The organism is Arthrobacter sp. Sr33 (assembly GCF_054511195.1).
Window position 1 is genome coordinate 143,387 of record NZ_JBTNDD010000006.1, and the last position, 19,197, is coordinate 162,583.

A 19,197-nucleotide genomic window follows, 5' to 3' on the forward strand; every position below is an offset into this window, starting at 1 on the left:
AGATCAACACAAGGGGTACGTGCCGTGGCGCTCAAGAAGTCGGATCTTTACAGCTCGCTTTGGAAGAGTTGTGACGAGCTACGAGGCGGTATGGACGCCAGTCAGTACAAGGATTACATCTTGACGATGCTGTTCGTGAAGTTCGTGTCCGACAAGTCCAAGACGGATCCGTACTCACTGATCGACGTGCCAGCAGGTGGCTCCTTCGACGACATGATCGCCGCTAAGGGTGACAAAGAAATTGGCGATCGGATCAACAAGATCATCGCTAAGCTCGCTGAGGCCAACGACCTGCAGAAGGTCATCGACCTGGCGGACTTCAATGACGAAGAAAAGCTCGGCAAGGGAAAGGAAATGCAGGATCGGCTTTCTAAGCTGGTCACCATCTTCCAAGACCTAGACTTCCGCGGCTCTCGCGCCGAAGGCGACGACCTGCTGGGAGACGCCTACGAGTACCTAATGCGACACTTCGCGACCGAGTCAGGAAAATCCAAGGGTCAGTTCTACACGCCTGCCGAGGTTTCACGCATCCTTGCCAAGCTTCTTGGTATCAACGCCGACACTCCTTTCTCGGCGACAGGATACGACCCAACCTGCGGCTCCGGTTCCCTATTGCTCAAAGTTGGTGATGAAGCCCCAAACGGCCTGACGCTCTACGGCCAGGAAAAGGACAATGCAACTTGGGCGCTATCGAAGATGAACATGATCCTGCACGGCAACGAGATCGCCAACATCCGCAAAGGCGATACCATCACGAACCCACAGTTCACGAAGGGGGACCAGCTCGATACATTCGACTTCGTAGTTGCCAATCCGCCTTTCTCGGTGAAGTCCTGGAGTAACGGTCTGGAGAACGAGCTCGGCCGTTTCGAATACGGCAGGCCGCCAGAAAAAAATGGCGACTACGCTTTCCTACTGCACGTCCTGAAATCCATGAAGAGCAGCGGCAAAGCGGCCGTCATCCTGCCCCACGGCGTCCTGTTCCGCAGTAACGCCGAAGCAGTTATCCGCAAGCGACTGCTCAATCAGGGCTTTATCGAGGGCATCATCGGCCTGCCCGCCAACCTCTTCTATGGAACTGGCATCCCCGCCTGCATCATCGTCCTGGATAAGGAAAACGCAGCAGCCCGCTCCGGAGTCTTCATGGTCGACGCCTCCAAAGGCTTCAGTAAAGACGGGAGCAAGAACCGTCTGCGTTCCCAGGACTTACACAAGATCGTCGACGTCTACACCAAACAAACGGAGGTGGAGCGCTACTCGCGGCTAGTACCACTCAACGAGATCGCTGATTCGAAGAACGACTTTAACCTCAACATTCCGCGATACATCGACTCATCTGAACCAGAAGACATTCAGGACCTGTACGCCCACATTCATGGCGGCATCCCCGAACGCGATCTCGACGCACTGTCGGGTTACTGGGATGCGTTCCCCACCCTTCGCTCTACTCTCTTCAAGCCAAACCGACCCGGATACAGCGACCTAGCTATCGACGTAGCCAACGTGCAGCAGACCATCCTCGATTCCGCAGAGTTCAAACGATTTGCTAAGGAAGTCAGCACCGAAGTCGACAACTGGTTCGCCACCCACCGTCCTCAATTGGAAGAAATCTCCGAAGATACAAAACCCAATGCATTCATTGCCGAGCTGGGCGACGACTTGTTGGTTCGATTCAAGGAAACTTCGCTGCTGGATGAGTACAGCGTGTACGAGCAGCTGATGTCCTATTGGCATAATGTCATGCACGACGACGTCTTCCTGGTTATGAACGACGGCTGGACCGGCGCCGCAACACCGCGCAAGACCATAGACGATAAAGAGCGCAAACTGTCGGAAACGCCAGACCTTGCCATCGGCTCCGGCCGCAACGCCACAAAGTACAAAATGGACCTCATTCAGCCTGCGCTCGTTGTTGATCGTTACTTCGCCGATGATCAGTCAGAACTTGACGATCTGACCGCAACCACCGAAGAAGCTGTCCTCGCCGTCGAGGAATACACCGAAGAACACGCCGTCGAAGACGGACTCCTTGCCGAGGCCATGGACAACAAAATCACCAAGGCCCTGACATCCGCGCGGCTTAAGGTCGCCAAGCGCGAAGGCGCCGATTCGGAAGAAGTCAAAGCGCTGAAGCACCTAGTCAAGCTCTACGATGCGGAAGCAGCAGCCAAAAAGGCATCCAAGGATGCGCAAGCGAAGCTCGACCTCGCAACACTTAATAAGTACAGCGATCTCACTGAACACGATATTCAGCAACTAGTTCTTGACGACAAATGGAATGCAACCATCAGGCGTCGTGTCGCGGGAGAGGTCAACACTCTCACCCTCGAACTGGTGGCACGGCTACAGGAACTCGGTGAGCGGTATGCGGAAACACAAGGACAGCTCGAAGATACACTCGTCGAAACCCAAGCCAGAGTTGCGAGTCATCTCGAGGCAATGGGAGTCCACTAATGAATCAGCCGATTCCGAAACGAACGATTGGTTCCATGAGCACCTGGTACTCGGGCGGAACCCCTAATCGTGCCCGGGAGGACTTTTGGAAGGGTGATATCCCATGGATTAGCGCATTCACACTGAAAGACTCCGAGATCAGTACCTCGAACCAGTTCCTCACGTCCGAAGCGGTGGTTACTGGTAGCAAAATGGCGCCAATTGGATCAACTCTGCTGCTCGTACGAGGAAGTGCATTGCACAATGAGATTCGCGCTGGACTGGTCGTTGCGCCCGTCGCCTTCAATCAGGACGTCAAAGCATTAGCCCCTAAGAGCGGACTAGTGCCCAAATATCTCACCCATGTGATTCGAGGTAATGAGTTCGAGCTGCTGAAGCTTGTAACCTCAGCTGGAAATACCGCAGGAGTTCTGGATACCAAAGTGGTCCAGTCCTTTGAAGTTTACTTTCCAAAGGAATCAGAACAACAGGTTCTCGTTGCTGCCTTCGACGACATCGATCACCTGATCGCTGCATTAGGGCGGGTGATTGCCAAAAAACAGGCGATCAAGCGAGGCATGATGCAGCAACTCCTCGCTGGCAAGACGAGGATGCCCGGATATGCTGGTCGCTGGTCACGCGTGACCGTCGGAGATCTCGCCGACGTCAAGACTGGACCGTTTGGGTCGGCCCTACATGAAAGCGACTACGTGACCGATGGCACGCCCATAATTACCGTCGAACACCTTGGTGAACGAGGTTTAGACGCCGATGAAGCCCCCATGGTCTCACATTCGGACAGTCTGCGACTTAAGGCATATCGCTTGAAACTCGGAGATATAGTATTCAGTCGAGTCGGATCGATCGATCGGAATTCGCTTATCTCGATGTCAGAAGAAGGGTGGCTCTTTTCTGGACGTCTCTTACGGGTTCGCTTCGATCCGTCGAGCGCTGACCCCGTATTCATGAGCGCGCAGTTTCATTCGAAACCTTTTCGGGAGGCTGTTCGTGCTGCTGCTGTTGGGCAAACAATGCCCTCATTAAACACTGCTATCCTTCGCAGCATCCCCATTGAATTACCCCCGCTTGCTGAACAGATAGCAATCGGCAAAGTCTATGCGGACCTCAACAGGGAACTTGACGCGCTGGAATGCCGCTTCACTAAAGCGCGCAACATTAAGCAAGGCATGATGCAGGAGCTTCTGACCGGTCGAAGACGCATGCCGACGGAGGAGGCCACAGCATGAACTTAGATTGGGCACTGAAAGAACTCGACAAATTCATTGAGCAGACTGCGATGCGGTATCCAGATCCCGTTCCCGGCATTGTAGATATGACCGGGCGAAAAATTACTGCCGCTTCGGACGAGGAAATCACGAAGCAAGCACATGTCGTTGAGCAGATACTCGACCGTGTGATCCCTGGCTGGCGTGATCTTGATGCGGGTAAGGCTAACAAATGGATCCGCCACCGGACAGCCACACTTCGTGCTCGCGAGGCGCTGGTTCGCAACCAAGAAATACAGGAAAACCTCGGTGAGAATGCCCCTGAACTGTCGGCGGCGAATCTGCATCCATGGGTATGGACTGGAGCTAAGTCTCTCTGGCATTCCGGACACTACCGCGAAGCAGTTGAAGGTGCGATCCGCAAACTCAATGCCGAGGCGCAAAACAAAGTTGGTCGACGCGACATCAGTGAAACGGATCTTTTCAAACAGGCTTTCAGCAGGGACGCTGCAGCACCCGGTAAGGCTCGGCTTCGTCGAATGACTGACGATGGCAGCAAAACTTTTGAGTCCGTGCAGCGCGGTGCGATGAACTTCGCAGAAGGTGTCTTCGCTGGTATACGGAACCCGTTGAGCCATGAAGCGCATCAGGAATTATCAGAACAAGAAGCACTCGAATACCTCGCAGCACTCAGCGTCCTGGCGCGGTGGGTGGACAAGGCCGAGGTAGAGCGTAAGGAGGTGTCAGCATGAGCACAGTCGGACAAATAGAACGAAAAACACAAATCCGCGTAGTGGAGCTATTTCAGGAACAACTCGGATATGAGTACAGCGGCAACTGGGCGTACCGCGAGGGCAACTCTCATGTTGAGACTGCTCTACTTGAGCAGAATCTTCGAGCCCGTGGCTACGACGACAACCTGGTCAATAAGGCCACAGACCAGCTCAAGAAAGATGCGTCGCTCGGTGGCGGCCGCAAGCTCTACGAGGCCAACCGCGATGTCTACAACCTGCTGCGATACGGCGTGAAAGTCAGGCCCGGCATCGGCGAAAACACCGAGACTGTCTGGCTAATCGACTGGCAGAACCCGGAGGCCAATCACTTCGTCGTGGCCGAGGAAGTCTCGATCAAAGGCGAGCACAGCAAGCGCCCCGATATCGTGCTCTACGTCAACGGCCTAGCGCTGGGCGTCATTGAACTCAAACGCTCAAAAGTTGGCGTATCCGAGGGTATCCGTCAGAATATCGGCAATCAGCGCCAGGACTTCATTCAACCTTTTTTCACCACTGTGCAAATGGTGTTCGCCGGTAACGATATTGAGGGCTTGCGCTACGGGGTTATCGGAACGTCCGAAAAGTACTGGCTGTCGTGGAAGGAACCATCTGAGACCGAGAATCCTCTGCATCGTGCACTGGTCCAGATGTGCGCCAAGGAACGCTTCCTAGAGCTGATACATGACTTCATGGTCTTTGATTCCGGGGTCAAGAAGACCTGCCGCCACAACCAGTACTTCGGTGTCAAAGCGGCCCAGGATCGTATCGCCAAGCGCGAGGGCGGAATTATCTGGCACACACAGGGATCAGGCAAGTCCCTGACCATGGTGTGGTTGGCTAAGTGGATCCGCGAACACCAGACTCGCGGTGCGGAGCAAGCCCGCGTCCTGATCATCACTGACCGCACGGAGTTGGATGATCAAATCAAGAAGGTCTTCAACGGCGTCAACGAGGACATCTACCGCACCAGCTCGGGTGCTGATCTGATTGGTGCATTGAATAAGCACGAGCCATGGCTGATTGGGTCCTTGGTGCACAAATTTCGATCTGGCGACGATGACCAAACCCGGGATGAAGCCAGCGGCGACTTCTTCGCAGAGTTGAACGCCAAGATTCCGGCCAGCTTCTCCGCCAAAGGAAACTTGTTCGTTTTCGTGGACGAAGCGCACCGAACGCAGTCGGGCAAGATGCATAAGGTAATGAAGCATCTGCTACCGGGCGCAATGTTTATCGGCTTCACTGGTACGCCGCTACTCAAGAAGGACAAGGCAACCAGCATGGAAACCTTTGGCACCTTCATCCACACTTACAAATTCGATGAAGCCGTCGATGATGGAGTGGTGCTGGACCTGCGCTATGAAGCACGCAGCATCGATCAGGAGCTCGTCTCGCACGCCAAGATCGATAAGTGGTTTGATACCAAGACGAAGAACATGACCGACTTGTCCAAGGCGGAGCTTAAGAAACGCTGGGGCACTATGCAAAAAGTCGTTAGCTCGGAACCACGGGCCAAGCAGATCGTCATGGACATCATGTTCGACATGGGAACCAAGCCCCGCCTGATAGACGGCACGGGCAACGCCCTGCTGGTCGGCTCCAGCATCTACCAGGCCTGCAAATTCTACGAAATGTTCAACCAAACTGATCTCAAAGGCAAGGTCGCCATCGTCACCAGTTACCAACCGCAGCCTGGGGATATTTCTAAGGAAGATACCGGCCACGGCGCGACCGAAAAATTGCGCCAGTACGATATCTACCGGCAGATGCTGTCCGACTACTTCAACGAGCCGGCCAACTTGGCCGTGGCCAAGGTCGAGCAGTTCGAGAAGGAAGTTAAGGAGCGGTTTATTAAAGAACCGGGCCAGATGCGCCTACTGATCGTGGTAGACAAGCTGCTCACCGGTTTCGACGCACCTTCCGCCACCTACCTCTACATCGACAAGAAGATGAGCGACCACGGCCTCTTCCAGGCAATCTGTCGCGTCAACCGGCTCGACGGCGACGACAAGGATTACGGCTACATCGTCGACTACCAAGATCTCTTCAATTCGCTTGAGGATGCCATCACCGATTACACCCATGGTGCTTTTCACGACTACGACGAAGACGACGTCAAGGGCATCATGAAGGACCGTCACCAGCAAGGACGTCAGGACCTGGATGAAGCCTTGGAGCGCATTCGTGCCCTCTGTGAGGCAGTGCTACCGCCCAAAAATCCGCAACAGTATCAGCACTACTTTGTAGCCGCCGAGGTCGGTGACGCCGCGCAAATCAAGGCAAACGAACTCAAGCGTGTCGAGCTGTACAAGTCTGTCGCTGCGCTGACTCGTGCCTATGCGGCCATCGCGACCGACATGGATCAGGCCGGCTACAGCGACGCCCAGACAGCTGCCATCGCTACGGAAGTCAAGCACTACGTCGACGTGGTTGCCGAGGTCAAGGTTGGCGCAGGCGAAAACGAGGATTTCAAACAGTACGAGGCAGATATGCGCTTTCTCTTGGATACCTACATTCGAGCCGATGCGTCCCATGTCGTTGCCGATTTCCAGGATGTCGGGCTCGTACAGTTGATCGTGAAGGAAGGCGCTGCTGCCCTCGACAAGCTCCCCGGGGGTCTCAAGAAAGACCCTGAAGCTGTAGCCGAGGTGATCGTCAACAATATTCGGCAGGTGATCGTCGACGAGCAAGCGATGAATCCGAAATACTACGAAACGATGTCCTCCCTGCTCGATGCCATCATCGAGAAGCGACGCCAAGGTGCACTCGAGTATCAGGAATACCTCCAGGAGTTAATTGCCCACGCTACGGCTGTCGGCGCCGAGGGCACAGGCAACGACTACCCTGCATGGGCTGTGGACGGCGCACAACGCGCACTCGTTGATTTCTCTTTCCCTGATCCAAACTGGGCAGTCCACATCGATGCCGCCATCCGCGGCGGCAAGCCCCACGACTGGGTCGGAAACGGTATGAAGGAGAAGGTCGTGAAGCGAGCGATCCAGCGCGTCTTGCCTGACTCCTTTGACCGCTTTGATAAATTGTTTGAACTCGTGAAGGCTCGGCATGAGTACCGCTAATGCATACCTTCGAGTCGCCGGCATTGATGTGGATGTGGTCTACAAGCACATCAAGAACATGCACATTGCCGTTCACCCACCCTTGGGTCGCGTACGCGTGGCCGCACCCGAACGGCTCGACGATGATGCCATCCGACTAGCCATCGTCCAACGCCTGCCTTGGATCAAGCGGCAGCGGGAGCAACTTCGAGACGCCGTGCGGCAGTCTGAACGAGAGATGATCACTGGCGAATCGCACTACGTCTGGGGTCGACGTTACCGCCTGTACGTGATCCAATCATCGGGGCGGATTCGTTTCGAGCTATCGGGAGGCAAGCTTGTCATGCACGCACCAAAAGACAGCACTTCGGAAACGAGGCGAGATGCCCTTGATAAGTGGTACCGGCAGGCATTGAAAACGGAGCTCCCAGTTCTTCTTGCGACATGGGAGCCGGTCATTGGGTGTAGACCTGCCAAGTGGTCAGTGCGCCGCATGAAGACCAAGTGGGGATCGTGCAACCGAGAGTCTGCTCACATCTGGATCAATGCGGAGTTGGCCAAGAAACATCCTAATTGCTTGGAATACATCGTCGTGCATGAGATGACCCATCTGCTTGAACGCAACCACAATGAGCGTTTTACCGAGCTGATGAACGAATTCCTTCCTGACTGGCGAGCACGCCGCGAGGACTTGAATCAAGCACCTCTGCGTCACGAAGCATGGAATCTCAAGTGAGAGGAATGATGGAGAGTACGACGGCCTGTCGCTTGGGCCGCGCCAATAACGATTTCTGGTGAACAGTATGCTGGCTAACCCGCCCGCGGGACGACCGGGGAGGGCGGCGTCCGCGCGGCAGCTGGCGCCCATGCGTAGAAGCGAGAGGCGCGGATAAGATACAGCGCAGGCCAAGGCGCTCCGGGCCGAACCTGCGCAGGATCAGGGGAAATCAGCAGAACTGAGCCGGGCCAGATTGGATCGGGCAGCGCTTCGATCCAGGCGCCCTGAATGTGTTCGAAACGGTTCCACCTGATCGTTATCCAGGATCCCGTGGGTTCGAGGGAATCGATGCTCAGAACAGAGACTTCTGCTGTGGTGCGGTGCGCCAACTTTGCCTCGTCGAAGCGAGTCCACTTTTCGTTTGCGGCCGCTGTCCAAGAACGACGCCGGCGCAGACGCGCCAACCAGACGGCGCCGACGACAGTGGAGCCTAGGAGGGCTGCAAGCGCTGTTGCTTGCAGCAGCAAGGCAGGGGGCCGGCTGGCGGCCATAGTTCGCAGAAGGAATGTGACACACAGCGAGAGGGCCACGCTATTCAGAACTAACGCAGGTGTCGCAAGCTTCGGCTTCAGGACTGGGTTTGCATCCATTAAGTACCTTCTCGACCAGTTTAGATTTACCAGCCGATTTTTATAAGTCCGTACCCCAGCGGAGTCGGGTCATCAACCAACTTCGTCGTCGGCGTGCAACCGGCGGGCGCTAGAGCGACTTGGTCAACGAGGTGGGTAATACTTGTGCGTTGCTCCTGTTGTTCCCAGTCATACGAATCAGGAAGTGGTCCCAGGGGGAGGGGCGAGTCCTCGATGCCCCATCGGTCCCTATGGATAGCGACCTGACGAATGACGTCCGTCGCTTGCTCCGCAAGCGTATTTGGATCCAAGGTCTCCCTGAGCGCCCGTTTCCATTCGGTGTCAAGCATCATGGCGTCGCGGGCGACTTGGGTCATCCGGCGCTGGACCCGGTCCTGAACCTGGTTGATCATGTCCGCCAGATCAGGACGCGAAGTACGGGCCGGTGCGGCGAAGGGGGCGATTCCAACTGCGGGCATCCCGGACAGGAATTGACGAAGTCGGGAGTGGATGACAGCCGCCATATCTCGAGCCGACGCGTCTGTTTGCAGGGCAGCGATCACAACACGTTGTGTGCTGGGACGGCTCACGCGAGTGGCTTTGCGCCAGACTGCTACAACTGCGCCCCACGAGGGCGATTGTAGGAGCTCGGAGGTTTTGCCGGGCGCGCGGGCCTTGAGGAACACAATCAGGTCCTCGGAGGCTGCGATTTGCGCGAGGTAGTCGTATTCAGCACTGAGTCGCTCGAGGCTGTTCGCCTTCGACTGCTGGGCGTCGCGAACTTCGTGGGCCGTTCGTTCGGCACCCTCGGCGGCAAGGACCTCGGCGAGGATCTGGCGCCATGAGGACGGCAAGGCTGGCTTCAGAGGCTCGTCGTCAGAAGGATCGTTTTCGCTGACATAGGCGTAGTTTCCGGCTCGTCCGCGAGTCATGCTCACGTAAAGTAGCTCACGCGTCAGCCTGCCCTGCGTCACCACTGTGTGTCCGGTGTCCACCGTAATGCCCTGCGAACGGTGGGCCGTCGTCGCATATCCCAGCTCAACCGAGGCCTCGATATATTCCCGGCTAAGGACAATCGTGGCGCCGGTGTCCCGGCGGACCGCCATTAGCGATCCATCGCGCCTACCAGTCCGGACAACGTAGAGCATGGTTCCGTTCCGGATGAAGTCACCGCTGCTGTCGGTGATGTGGCGGTCATTGCGGCGGGCAATGACGGTGTCGCCAGCCCCAACCCGGGATCCATCGTTAAGCGACACCGTGTGTTCCGCGTCCACGGTGCCTTGGATGACGCGGTCGGCCTGGGCTCGCTGGTTGAGCATACTGACCGTGTCATTGTCGGCAGCAATGAGAATGGACGACCTGCCTTCTTGGAGGTCCGATTGCCAACTCGCATAGGCTTCGTCGACCATAGCGACGTACGAGCCGTGTTGGATACGTTGGTGTCGTTCATAGGCGGCGATGGCAGCGAAGTCCCCGGCGCGGAGCTTGAGCGATGCGGCCTGCTCCCACCCCTCTTCGAACCGCCAAATGGTGGTCAGCCGGACCGTCTTTCCTTGCCTTTCGAGCCAGCCGAGCGTACCGCCAGCATCAATGGCATCCAATTGTCCGGGGTCACCTACCAGCAGCACCTTGGCTCCGGCCTTTCGGGCCTGCTGTACTAGCGCAGACAGTTGAAGGGTGGAAACCATAGAGGCCTCATCAACGACGACCAACTGGTTGAGATGGAAACGCCACTTGTCCTGTTCGGCTGCGAGACGGGCAGCACGTTGAGCGAGCCGAAGCGACAGCGGACCGGGAGCCGTGCTGACGGTAAGCAGTTGTTCCGTGTCGAAGAACTGTTCAGCCCGATAGCTGGCTCCATTGCCGACCGACTCGTAGAGCCATTTCGCGACGTTTTCCGTGGCCATCGCCAGTTCTCGCCCAAGGACCTCGGCGCTCGCCGCTGCCGGTGCCAGGCCGATGACGGATCCGGCCCCGAATTCAGCCTCCCAGGCTTCTTTGACTGCGCCGAGGGTGGTGGTCTTGCCGGTTCCGGCGGGACCCACGACGGCGTCGAGCCGATTGCCACTGAGCAGTACCTGGGCCGCCGCGGAGCGCTGGTCGCTGTGGAGTTCGAGCCGACCATGGTGTTTGTAGCCGGCGAGCGATTCCATGGCGACGGACGCGCTCACTGCCGGGCCGCCGTCGTCGTTCCGTGCCGCCATCACGACATCTTCATTGGCGAGGGTCGCTGTGTCTGTGTAGAGCCGGGAGCCGTGGAAGTCGAAGATGCTGCGGTTTGCGAAGCTGAGGTCGGGCTGCGCGTAGACGGGGACGGTGTAACGGTACTCGTTGAGTGGAACGGACTGGTTTTCCGCGGCGGCGGCAACGGCATCGATCATGGTGTTGCGGTCCACCGGCGTGTTGCAGCGGATGTCCGCGCAGACCCGTTCCGCCTCCGCGAGCAGGTTCCACCGGTTCCAGGTGGCGCGTTTCGCCGCGACGCGCTCGCAGGTCAGCGAGCCGACAGCGACGATCCAGTCGGCCGTGAAGTCACCGGTACGGTACGGGGCGGAGTGGGAGCGCCGCATGGTGTTCGCGAGAACGACGCTGGGCTCGAAGCCTTGGGCTGCAGCACGGGCACGCCACTGCGCGGAGAGCTGATGGAGTGGCGCTACGGATTCCGGCTTTGCACTGCGGGTGGAGAGTGTTGCCTGCTGGCGGAGTTTGATCGTGGTCGTTGCGGTTGGCGGAGTGCTGTGACTGGCGGTCCATTCGGCGACGAGACGGTCGGTTTCCAGATCGATGAGGCGGGAGCGGTTGGAGAATTCACGGATCAGTACTTGGTCGACGCCGGTGAGTTGCTGGCTCGGGTTGCGTGTGCTCGCATCCGGCTCGCGGATGTCTGCGTCGGCGCCGAGATTCCGGTGAAGTGCGTCGAATAGAAGACCGTTGTAGTGCTCGCTGGCAGCGACAGCGGCCTTGTAGAGCGTCCGTGAATCCAGGGTGACCCACGCATCGTCGGTGACGCGCTGGACGCGATTGGCGATGACCAGGTGGGTGTGCAACTGAGGATCTCCAGTACGGGACTCCCAATGGTCGAAGGCGGCGGCAATGGCGCCTCGGGTGCCCAAGTGGGCAACGCCGTTGCGGCCCGCCCGCGTGTGGATGACTGACTCTTCGAGCCACTGCAGGGTGGCATCGACCGCGTCGTGGTGAGTTTGGAGAATTTGGTCCTGCAGAGCGCGGGTGCTCAGGCCCCAGAGAACGGACACGGATTTGGGAACGCTGAACGTGAGGTCAAAACCAACGACGGCGTGACGCTTTTTGGTTCGGCCTTGGCTGTTCTGGACGACCGTGGGTGGGCCGTGCCGACGTCCCAGAGGATTGCCGGTTTCCGGGTGGACCGCGCGGTCGAAAAGAGCTTTGGCGTCGGATGCCGTGACGACGTCTCCGCCGGTTCGGCTGATGCCTTGAAGGCCGGAACCCAGCCAGCGTCCCTGCGGCGTTCCCGCCTTCATGTAGTACGTGGTTGCATTGGCGGGCGCGACCGTCAGATCGTCCAACATGGTGGTCTTGAAAAGATATTTCAGGCCTGACTGTGCGGATAGCCGGGCGATAGACATGGTCATGGCTTTTGCGCCTCCCGATGACGGCTGGTGGATGTCCACCCCCGCCGGCGGAATATGGCTTTGGTGGTGTCGTCTATTTCCAGGCCGGTCGTTTGGGACAGAGCCAGCAGCTTGCCGGCAAGGCGGATCAAGTCGTAATCGTCAGTTTTGTGCGCGGTTTGCTGTCGGTCGATGTCGGCGCGGAGGCCCTTGATGATGGCTCGTTGGTCCGAGTTCTCTGCAGCCAAGTGCTCGATGTCTACGGCTTGGGATCGGAGTTGGGCATTGAGCGTATCCAGAAGCTGGCTCTTCGTCGCAAGGGCTGCAGACAAACGGGTATTGGCGTTGTACTGGCGCGCCCCAGGGGCCGATGCTTTGGCGGGTGGATCCGGCGCAGCATCCGCGCCGGGTGCGGGCGGCGCGCCCTTTGCCTTATGCCGCCGCCGACGATCACGCTGTCTGTTGGCGCAGCGGGCAGTGCAGAACCGCTGCGTCGTGCGCGACGGCTTAAAGCGCTCGCCGCATTCCCCACAAATCTTTCCGCTCACAGTTGTTCATCTACGCCGACCTGCCTTGCGACATGACTTCCCGTGAGTACGCGCTCACGGCGACCGCCTTGGATGCCAGAGGTGTGATGCGGTTGGAACGCGGGGCGGACGAATAGCCTGCTGGCTGGTCAAGGGCTGTTATGGCAACATGATGTGGCCGGCGAGGTTGATGGTGCTGCCTCGGTAGAGCAACTCTGCATTCATCTAGCTGGTCTGCGTGCCCCTCGGAGAAGTTGGATGCCCTTCCTGAAGCCGTTTTGTTTGAAAGCTCTGGACATGTCCAGAGTATGAGCGTTCAATGGAACTGAGATGGTTCCGGACGGTCTTGGAAGAGGGGCCGTGGGACGAACGGCGACCGGCTGGCAAACATCGGCGGCCGCAGGATGGGGTTCCGATGGACGACGCAGCTTCCGTAAAGTATTCGCCGGCGCGAAGCGCTGCAGCAGGATTCCTCGCACTCAATCTACCGAGCCGTCTTTCGTTGGAAGGGCTGTTATCGATTGTCGAAACCCTCCGGCATCGGCGGATCGAGGTCGCCGTTTCCGTGTCCCTGAACGGGGGATCGGTCTGCGGGTTGTGGCTGTCAACGGATAGTGCGGAGATAATCCTGCACGCGCCCACGCCGTCGGCACTACATCGTCAGCAGTTCATCCTTCACGAACTGGGGCATATGGTCCTCCGTCACGATGAGCTTGTGGTGTCCTCACACTATGCGGAGACTTTGTTTCCGAACCTCTCCGGCGAAAAGGTGTCGCGAATCCTGGGACGAAGTGACTTCCTGGATCATATCGAGGCCGCTGCCGAAACCTTGGCGGATCTTTTTGCTGCTGCCATCCGGGACAGCAGCCTCGAGCCGCGCTCGTTTGAACGGATCTTCGGATGATTCAGGGAATTGCTGCTGCCGTGATCTGGTGCCTGGCTCTGTGCCTCCTGCCGGATCTAAAGCGGCGCAAGGACAAGAGCATCCTGGCGGCGGCCCTAACCATAGCCACCGCACTTACGCTCAACGTTGACCTGATTTATACCGCGGGAGACCGGCTGCTCGGTAGCCGCAATCTTCTTGACCTCATAGCCAATATCCTCATGGTTGTGGGTATCTACTTCCTGTCCCGCGCGATCCTGCGGGCCGCTAATGTCGGCGAGACAGTAGACGCTCACAAAAGTGCAAGGCTTTGGACGCTTGGGACTGTGGTTGTGGCCCTCATTGTCAGCTTCAGCCTGATTGATGCTCCGCTGACTTCCACTTCTTTCATGAGGGATTTCGGAAGCCAGTGGCCGGCCGCCGTGTACTCGGGCGTCCAGTTCCTCTACATCGGCGTGGTGATGGCCATCACCGGCTTTACCTGTTTCAGGTTCCGCGGCGAGATGGCAAGGCCGTATTTTCGCGTGGCTTTGATGTTTATCGGCGTGGGCTGCGCTCTGGCTGTGGTGTTGGTCCTCGTCGTGCTGGGAATGAACGTTCTCCATCTCATAGGGGAGCTTGAGGCAATGACGCGTCTCTCCTACGTGTACGACGCCGCACTAGTGGCCGCCATGGTTTTCCTCTGCGTCGGCTTAGCCCTGCCGCCTGTCGCGCGTCGGTTGGAGCGCAGGTCCGATGCCCGTGCCTCAGCTATCCTCGTCGAACGATTGTCTGGGCTCTGGGACCGAATCACGTCGGAGCGATCCGAAATTCGACTAAATCTGACTCAAATTGTGGTCGACCGCCACGATGCACCCAAGCGCCGTCTTCATCGGATGTTGATAGAGATCCAGGACGCACTGTTCATGGACCCTCACCTTGCTCAATCGCTGACTCAAAATGATCTGAATGTTCTGCGAGAGACAGAGCAACATCTTGGAACCCGGTTGGCAGACCCCGAACATCGGCGACCAGGGGTCTCACGGAAAGGAGACACTTATCCGTGACTGACAGCGACAGTGGGATCCATGAACAGCCGCAGGCGAAACTCGCGCGGAAGCTAAATCTCCTACTGGATCTTTTTGAGGCCCAGGGATCATCGCCCCTGACGTATCCGCAGATCAGCAGGCACATGTTAGATCGCGGAACGCCGTTGTCTCGATCCCGCTGGGCCTACATGCGTGCCGGCGATAGTTCCATGGCGACGGACCCGCAGCTTCTGCAGAACCTCGCCGAATTCTTTGGTGTTGACCCCAGGTATCTTCTGGACGACGACGGCGAGATTCCCGACTTGGTGGACGCTCAACTCGAACTACTGCGCACACTGCGGGAAAACCGCGTAAGAAACTTCGCCGCAAGACAACTGCAGGGAATTTCCCCGGAGATGTTACTGCGGCTCCGAGAAGCCATCGACGAACGCCTGAAAACTCCCGAGGACGACGCCGATGCGTAGGGCCGCTGCAGCTGTAGCCATTAGCTGCGGAATTGCTGGCGCGGCCGCCTTTCTCGCGGCCGCCTATTTCGCCCGGCAAGTTGTGGTGCCCAAAACGCGGCGGAAGGAAGATCTGCAAATCCGTCGTGTCTTCCACGGCGCCGACGGGAAACTGGTGGTGGAGTTGCCGACATCTGCACGGACGGCGACCCGAGGGCGCTACAGCATCTGGTTTTCCAACGGCACGGGCCACGCCTGCATTGGAGATATTGTGTCGACGGACGCTAGCACCGGAACGGTAACCCGCGTAGTAGAACGGGTTGACTCCGGAGACCTGCAGACCGCCAGAACTGGCATCTGGAGCGGATACGTCTATTCGACGCCGGAGCCGTTGGGGCTGCCCTACTCGGACGTTCAGATTCCAGTCGAGAACGGCATGGCGCCGGCATGGAAGTTCACTCCGCCCCAGGCGTCCGGAGATTCCATTTGGGCGATCCATGTTCATGGCTTGGGCGGATCGAGAGCTGGCGCCCTCCGCGGCGTTCCTGTTGCGGACCGGCTGGGATACACCTCTCTGGTTGTTTCGCTCCGGAACGACCGGGATGCGCCTGCGTCCAAGGACGCCCGGTATCACCTGGGGCAGTCCGAATGGTGCGACGTTGAAGCTGCGGTGTCGTATGCCGTGGGGGAGGGTGCACACCAGATAGTTCTTTTCGGTTGGTCCCTCGGTGCCTCAATTGCTCTTCAGCTCGCGGCATCATCGGAGTTTCGTGACCTCATCTCCCGGCTCGTGCTCGATGCCCCCGTTATCGACTGGAGCGGCACTCTAGTGGCCAACGCCGGGTCCAGTATGCTCCCCGGTTTGGTTGCACGGCTTGGACTGCAGATCCTTGGGTCACACGGAACACGCTGGATTACGGGCCTGGACGATCCTTTGAGCTTTCATACGTTGGACTTTTTGGCCCGGGCCGACGAACTCAGTGTTCCCGTCCTCGTCATCCACAGCGAAGGGGACCGATCGACGCCCTTTGCCATTTCCCGCGAGTTCGTCACCCGACGTCCAGAACTGGCAACGCTGATCACTTTTCCCTCCACGGAGCACACGCAGGAGTGGAATGCCGATCCGGACGGTTGGGCCGCAGCGGTGGAGAACTGGCTCCGAAACGGTCCGCCGGGGCCTGCCGCGGTAACCTTCTGATTGAGGGACTTATGAAGCTTCGAGTCCCCGACCCCGGTAGGCCGTGCTTTTATCCATGCTCCAGCCAGCGACGATTCCGGTTCCGATCATTTGATCGCTAAGCTTGGCCAGCCGATAGTTAGGGTCGGCGTCAAGGGCGAGCTCCAGGAACTGATGGGCCTTGCTGCCTCTGCCTTCCCACCAGTTGATGAACGCAATGGCGGTCAAAGCTGGAGCCGAATGAATTGTGGCGCTGTGAGTGTAGGCGTGGACGAGTAGTTGCTCGGCCCATTCGATGCGGGACCACTGCGGCTTGCCGCGTGTTTGGGCTAGGAGGATCCGGTCCATGGGTTCGTCGATTCCGGGGATGTCGGCCATGAGTTGGTCGCGGATGGCGGGGAACTGGAGGTTCGCGATCAGGCTGATGGTCTGCTCGTCGTCCGGGTATGCCTTTGCGTCCAGCATTTCTGTCCACAGCGTCCTCGCCTGCTCCATCGCATCTCGATGGTTCAGGCATTGGATGGCGGCGACCCGGCTTTCAACGGCATCCAAGGTCAGGGATTCCTTGGTCGATGCTGGAAGCGTGATGCGGTTCGTGGGTTCGATGGTGCTGCCGCGGTAGACGAATTCGGCGTTGATCTGGCTGGATTGGGTGGCACTCAAGGGGAGCTGGACGCCCGTGTCAGGATCGCCGTCGTACTGTGACACTGTTTGATCTCCGACGAGGAGTCCTTCCCTGATGGTGAGTCCTCGCTCGGCTAGGGCGCCCGTGAGCGCAGCAATAGTTGCCGCCTGGGGCTTTTGATAGCCATTCATGGGCTCCGAGGTGTAGACGGCGAAGAGCACACCTTCAGCGCTGGTGTCGTGGCCGAGGTATCCTGCCACCATCTTTGCGTAGCTGATCTCGGTAGTTGGCTTCGGCAGGTCGACGCGGAGGGTTGGCCCTACATGGTTATCGGCGAGAGTGATGCAGACCAGGCTTTCCTGTGGCCAAAATCCTAAGGTGTGGCCAATGAAACTGAGGACGTCGGCGGGGGTTTTGATGGTTAGCGGTTCCATGTTCCTTTTCCTTCAGTGACTGGCTGGCACCGGGCGTGTCTGTCAGATTTGTGCGTCGTTCTGATAGAGGAATCACCGCTGGGTACGAGGGGCCGGAGTGCAACTTGGGGAACCGGGAGAGGGCCGAAATTTCGCGAGGAAATAAGCGACGGAGGAGCGCCGAATAAAAAGTCGGTCAGCTCCCGGCGCTTCGCGCCCTGGTTGCGCGGAGGACCCGCCCAGCGATGATGGGGATCAGAATGACAAACAGCGAAGATGCTTCTGGTCATTCATGGGCATGTTTCGGCGGCGCGGCATGACTCCGGTCGTCCCTTTGTTCGCGAAGAAGTTACCGCGTTCGATGGCAACACCACAGTGCCTCATAAAAGATTCGCCAGGTTCCAGCGGTTCGGCCGCTCGTCAGCATCTACTTGGAGGCGGCAAAGCCAATTGTGTGGTTATCGATCACGTTTGCGGCGAGCTGGGTGTTAATGCGGATGCCTCATCGCCTCATCAAGTTGCGAATTGGTTGGGTTCAAGTTCCAGCCTGCCTCCCATCCCGGTATGCGGTCGTCCAGGCGCTCTCGCCTACCTGGGTCCAGTGTGCCTCGGCGGTGCAGCCCACGCTGGGTGGCCATCCATGTCGCAAGGGTGTCCTCTAATCTTCGCGCTCCGGACTGGTAGTGCGGATGGCGACCTTCGAGTTGATGAAATCGGCGACCTCGGCCAGGCGTTGGTCCCACAGTTGAGTCTCTCTGGGTACCCGTGGTGTTCCAAGCCAGTCACCGAGGGCGGTCTGCATCGATTCCAGCCGTTCAGAGTTCAGGGTGTGTCGGCGTAGTTGTTTGCGTTGACCGGCGATCCACACAGCGAGAGCCTTTTCTTCTGGGTTCTTGGAGAGGATGCGGGGTGGCCGTTGGTGTTTGTGGAGGAACTCTTTTGCTTGCATCAGGCGTGCGTCCGAGGAGGGGCGCGGCGGCCTGCGCAATAACTCAGCTGCCGTTGGACGTGCTGGGCGATCATGGAGGACCAAACGCGCCCCCGCCAGCTCCGGGTTGCGTTTTACGAAGAGCTGGATGTTCTGGCGGACTCGACGACTTGGCACCCTGCAGGTGCGAGAAATCTGCTCAATTGTCACCCCGTTCAGGTACATCAGCTTCCACTCTGCCGTGGAGGTGCACGGACCCCAGTCGTCGGGGTCCTCCGCCTCGATACCTGCTGGAAGGGCCACGACCACAGAGTATTCCGTGACGGCGTTAGTGCGCTAGAGTTCGTTCGGTCCGGCAGGGGTAACGGCGCCAACCCATACCCAGCCCTCTCGCTGGATCTTGATGCCTGGTTCGAAGAACGATACTTTGACGGCCGTTTTGGTCCACGCTGTCGCGTGGCCCTTCACCCGGTATGCGCTCGAGGGGTAGCGAATCCAAATATGCACCCGTCGCGGTGCTGGGAACTCATGGACTGGATTGGACGGTAAATCCAGTTCAGCCTCCGTGAGCATCACCGGTTCCTCGCGCATCACCAGTTCCTCAATCCACCCATCCAATAACCGGTCGTAGTATGTTGGCGGGCTGCGCAATTCGATCCGGTCGAATTGTGTTCCCTTGGCCACGAGGTCGCTAGTGGATAGGATCGCGGCTTAGATCGCGTTTAGTCAGCGTTTAAGCATTCGATGGTTT

At 58.2% G+C, this 19,197-nt stretch carries 14 protein-coding genes; 9 read left to right on the forward strand and 5 right to left on the reverse strand.

Going from position 1 to position 19,197, the window contains the following annotated elements:
* The first annotated feature begins 24 nt into the window (after positions 1 to 24).
* The 5 genes from ACX80T_RS10025 to ACX80T_RS10045 are packed head-to-tail and all read left to right on the forward strand — an operon-like array spanning position 25 to position 8,221.
* On the forward strand, positions 25 to 2,454 hold the full coding sequence (locus ACX80T_RS10025) for a type I restriction-modification system subunit M (protein WP_459304300.1): 2,430 nt from the start codon (positions 25 to 27) through the stop codon (positions 2,452 to 2,454).
* Entirely contained in the window at positions 2,454 to 3,680 is a 1,227-nt protein-coding gene (locus ACX80T_RS10030; RefSeq protein WP_459304301.1) for a restriction endonuclease subunit S, read from the forward strand. Before ACX80T_RS10025 ends, ACX80T_RS10030 begins: the two co-directional genes overlap by 1 nt.
* The gene (locus tag ACX80T_RS10035) at positions 3,677 to 4,411 is read left to right on the forward strand and encodes a TIGR02391 family protein (protein ID WP_459304302.1); all 735 of its coding nucleotides are present in this window, start codon (positions 3,677 to 3,679) and stop codon (positions 4,409 to 4,411) included. Before ACX80T_RS10030 ends, ACX80T_RS10035 begins: the two co-directional genes overlap by 4 nt.
* The gene (locus tag ACX80T_RS10040; RefSeq protein WP_459304303.1) at positions 4,408 to 7,506 is read left to right on the forward strand and encodes a type I restriction endonuclease subunit R; all 3,099 of its coding nucleotides are present in this window, start codon (positions 4,408 to 4,410) and stop codon (positions 7,504 to 7,506) included. Before ACX80T_RS10035 ends, ACX80T_RS10040 begins: the two co-directional genes overlap by 4 nt.
* Positions 7,493 to 8,221: a M48 family metallopeptidase gene (locus ACX80T_RS10045; RefSeq protein ID WP_459304304.1), complete on the forward strand. Its 729-nt coding sequence runs from the start codon at positions 7,493 to 7,495 to the stop codon at positions 8,219 to 8,221. The genes ACX80T_RS10040 and ACX80T_RS10045 overlap by 14 nt, the downstream gene beginning before the upstream one ends.
* Positions 8,222 to 8,879: 658 nt before the next feature.
* Here the strand turns inward: ACX80T_RS10045 and mobF are convergent.
* Complete coding sequence (gene mobF, locus ACX80T_RS10050; protein WP_459304305.1) at positions 8,880 to 12,443, reverse strand: MobF family relaxase; 3,564 nt, start codon at positions 12,441 to 12,443, stop codon at positions 8,880 to 8,882.
* Positions 12,440 to 12,970: a hypothetical protein gene (locus tag ACX80T_RS10055; protein WP_459304306.1), complete on the reverse strand. Its 531-nt coding sequence runs from the start codon at positions 12,968 to 12,970 to the stop codon at positions 12,440 to 12,442. The genes mobF and ACX80T_RS10055 overlap by 4 nt, the downstream gene beginning before the upstream one ends.
* Before the next feature lie 394 nt (positions 12,971 to 13,364).
* On the opposite strand from ACX80T_RS10055, the gene ACX80T_RS10060 reads away from it, so the two are divergent.
* Genes ACX80T_RS10060 through ACX80T_RS10075 form a run of 4 tightly spaced genes read left to right on the forward strand, consistent with a single transcriptional unit; the run spans position 13,365 to position 16,501 of the window.
* Positions 13,365 to 13,853 (forward strand): hypothetical protein, encoded by a 489-nt coding sequence (locus tag ACX80T_RS10060; protein WP_459304307.1) that lies wholly within the window; start codon positions 13,365 to 13,367, stop codon positions 13,851 to 13,853.
* Positions 13,850 to 14,878 (forward strand): hypothetical protein, encoded by a 1,029-nt coding sequence (locus ACX80T_RS10065; RefSeq protein ID WP_459304308.1) that lies wholly within the window; start codon positions 13,850 to 13,852, stop codon positions 14,876 to 14,878. The genes ACX80T_RS10060 and ACX80T_RS10065 overlap by 4 nt, the downstream gene beginning before the upstream one ends.
* The gene (locus ACX80T_RS10070; RefSeq protein ID WP_459304309.1) at positions 14,875 to 15,324 is read left to right on the forward strand and encodes a hypothetical protein; all 450 of its coding nucleotides are present in this window, start codon (positions 14,875 to 14,877) and stop codon (positions 15,322 to 15,324) included. Before ACX80T_RS10065 ends, ACX80T_RS10070 begins: the two co-directional genes overlap by 4 nt.
* Positions 15,317 to 16,501, forward strand: coding sequence for an alpha/beta hydrolase (locus tag ACX80T_RS10075; RefSeq protein ID WP_459304310.1), 1,185 nt, complete (start codon positions 15,317 to 15,319; stop codon positions 16,499 to 16,501). The genes ACX80T_RS10070 and ACX80T_RS10075 overlap by 8 nt, the downstream gene beginning before the upstream one ends.
* Before the next feature lie 9 nt (positions 16,502 to 16,510).
* Here ACX80T_RS10075 and ACX80T_RS10080 read toward each other — a convergent pair whose 3' ends face one another.
* The 3 genes from ACX80T_RS10080 to ACX80T_RS10090 form a co-directional block, all read right to left on the reverse strand.
* Positions 16,511 to 17,539 carry a DUF4192 domain-containing protein gene (locus tag ACX80T_RS10080; RefSeq protein WP_459304311.1) on the reverse strand — a complete coding sequence of 343 codons (1,029 nt, stop codon included), beginning with the start codon at positions 17,537 to 17,539 and terminating at the stop codon, positions 16,511 to 16,513.
* 637 nt (positions 17,540 to 18,176) lie between these two features.
* On the reverse strand, positions 18,177 to 18,749 hold the full coding sequence (locus ACX80T_RS10085) for a helicase associated domain-containing protein (protein ID WP_459304312.1): 573 nt from the start codon (positions 18,747 to 18,749) through the stop codon (positions 18,177 to 18,179).
* 33 nt (positions 18,750 to 18,782) lie between these two features.
* Positions 18,783 to 19,130, reverse strand: coding sequence for a hypothetical protein (locus ACX80T_RS10090; protein ID WP_459304313.1), 348 nt, complete (start codon positions 19,128 to 19,130; stop codon positions 18,783 to 18,785).
* Positions 19,131 to 19,197: the final 67 nt, after the last annotated feature.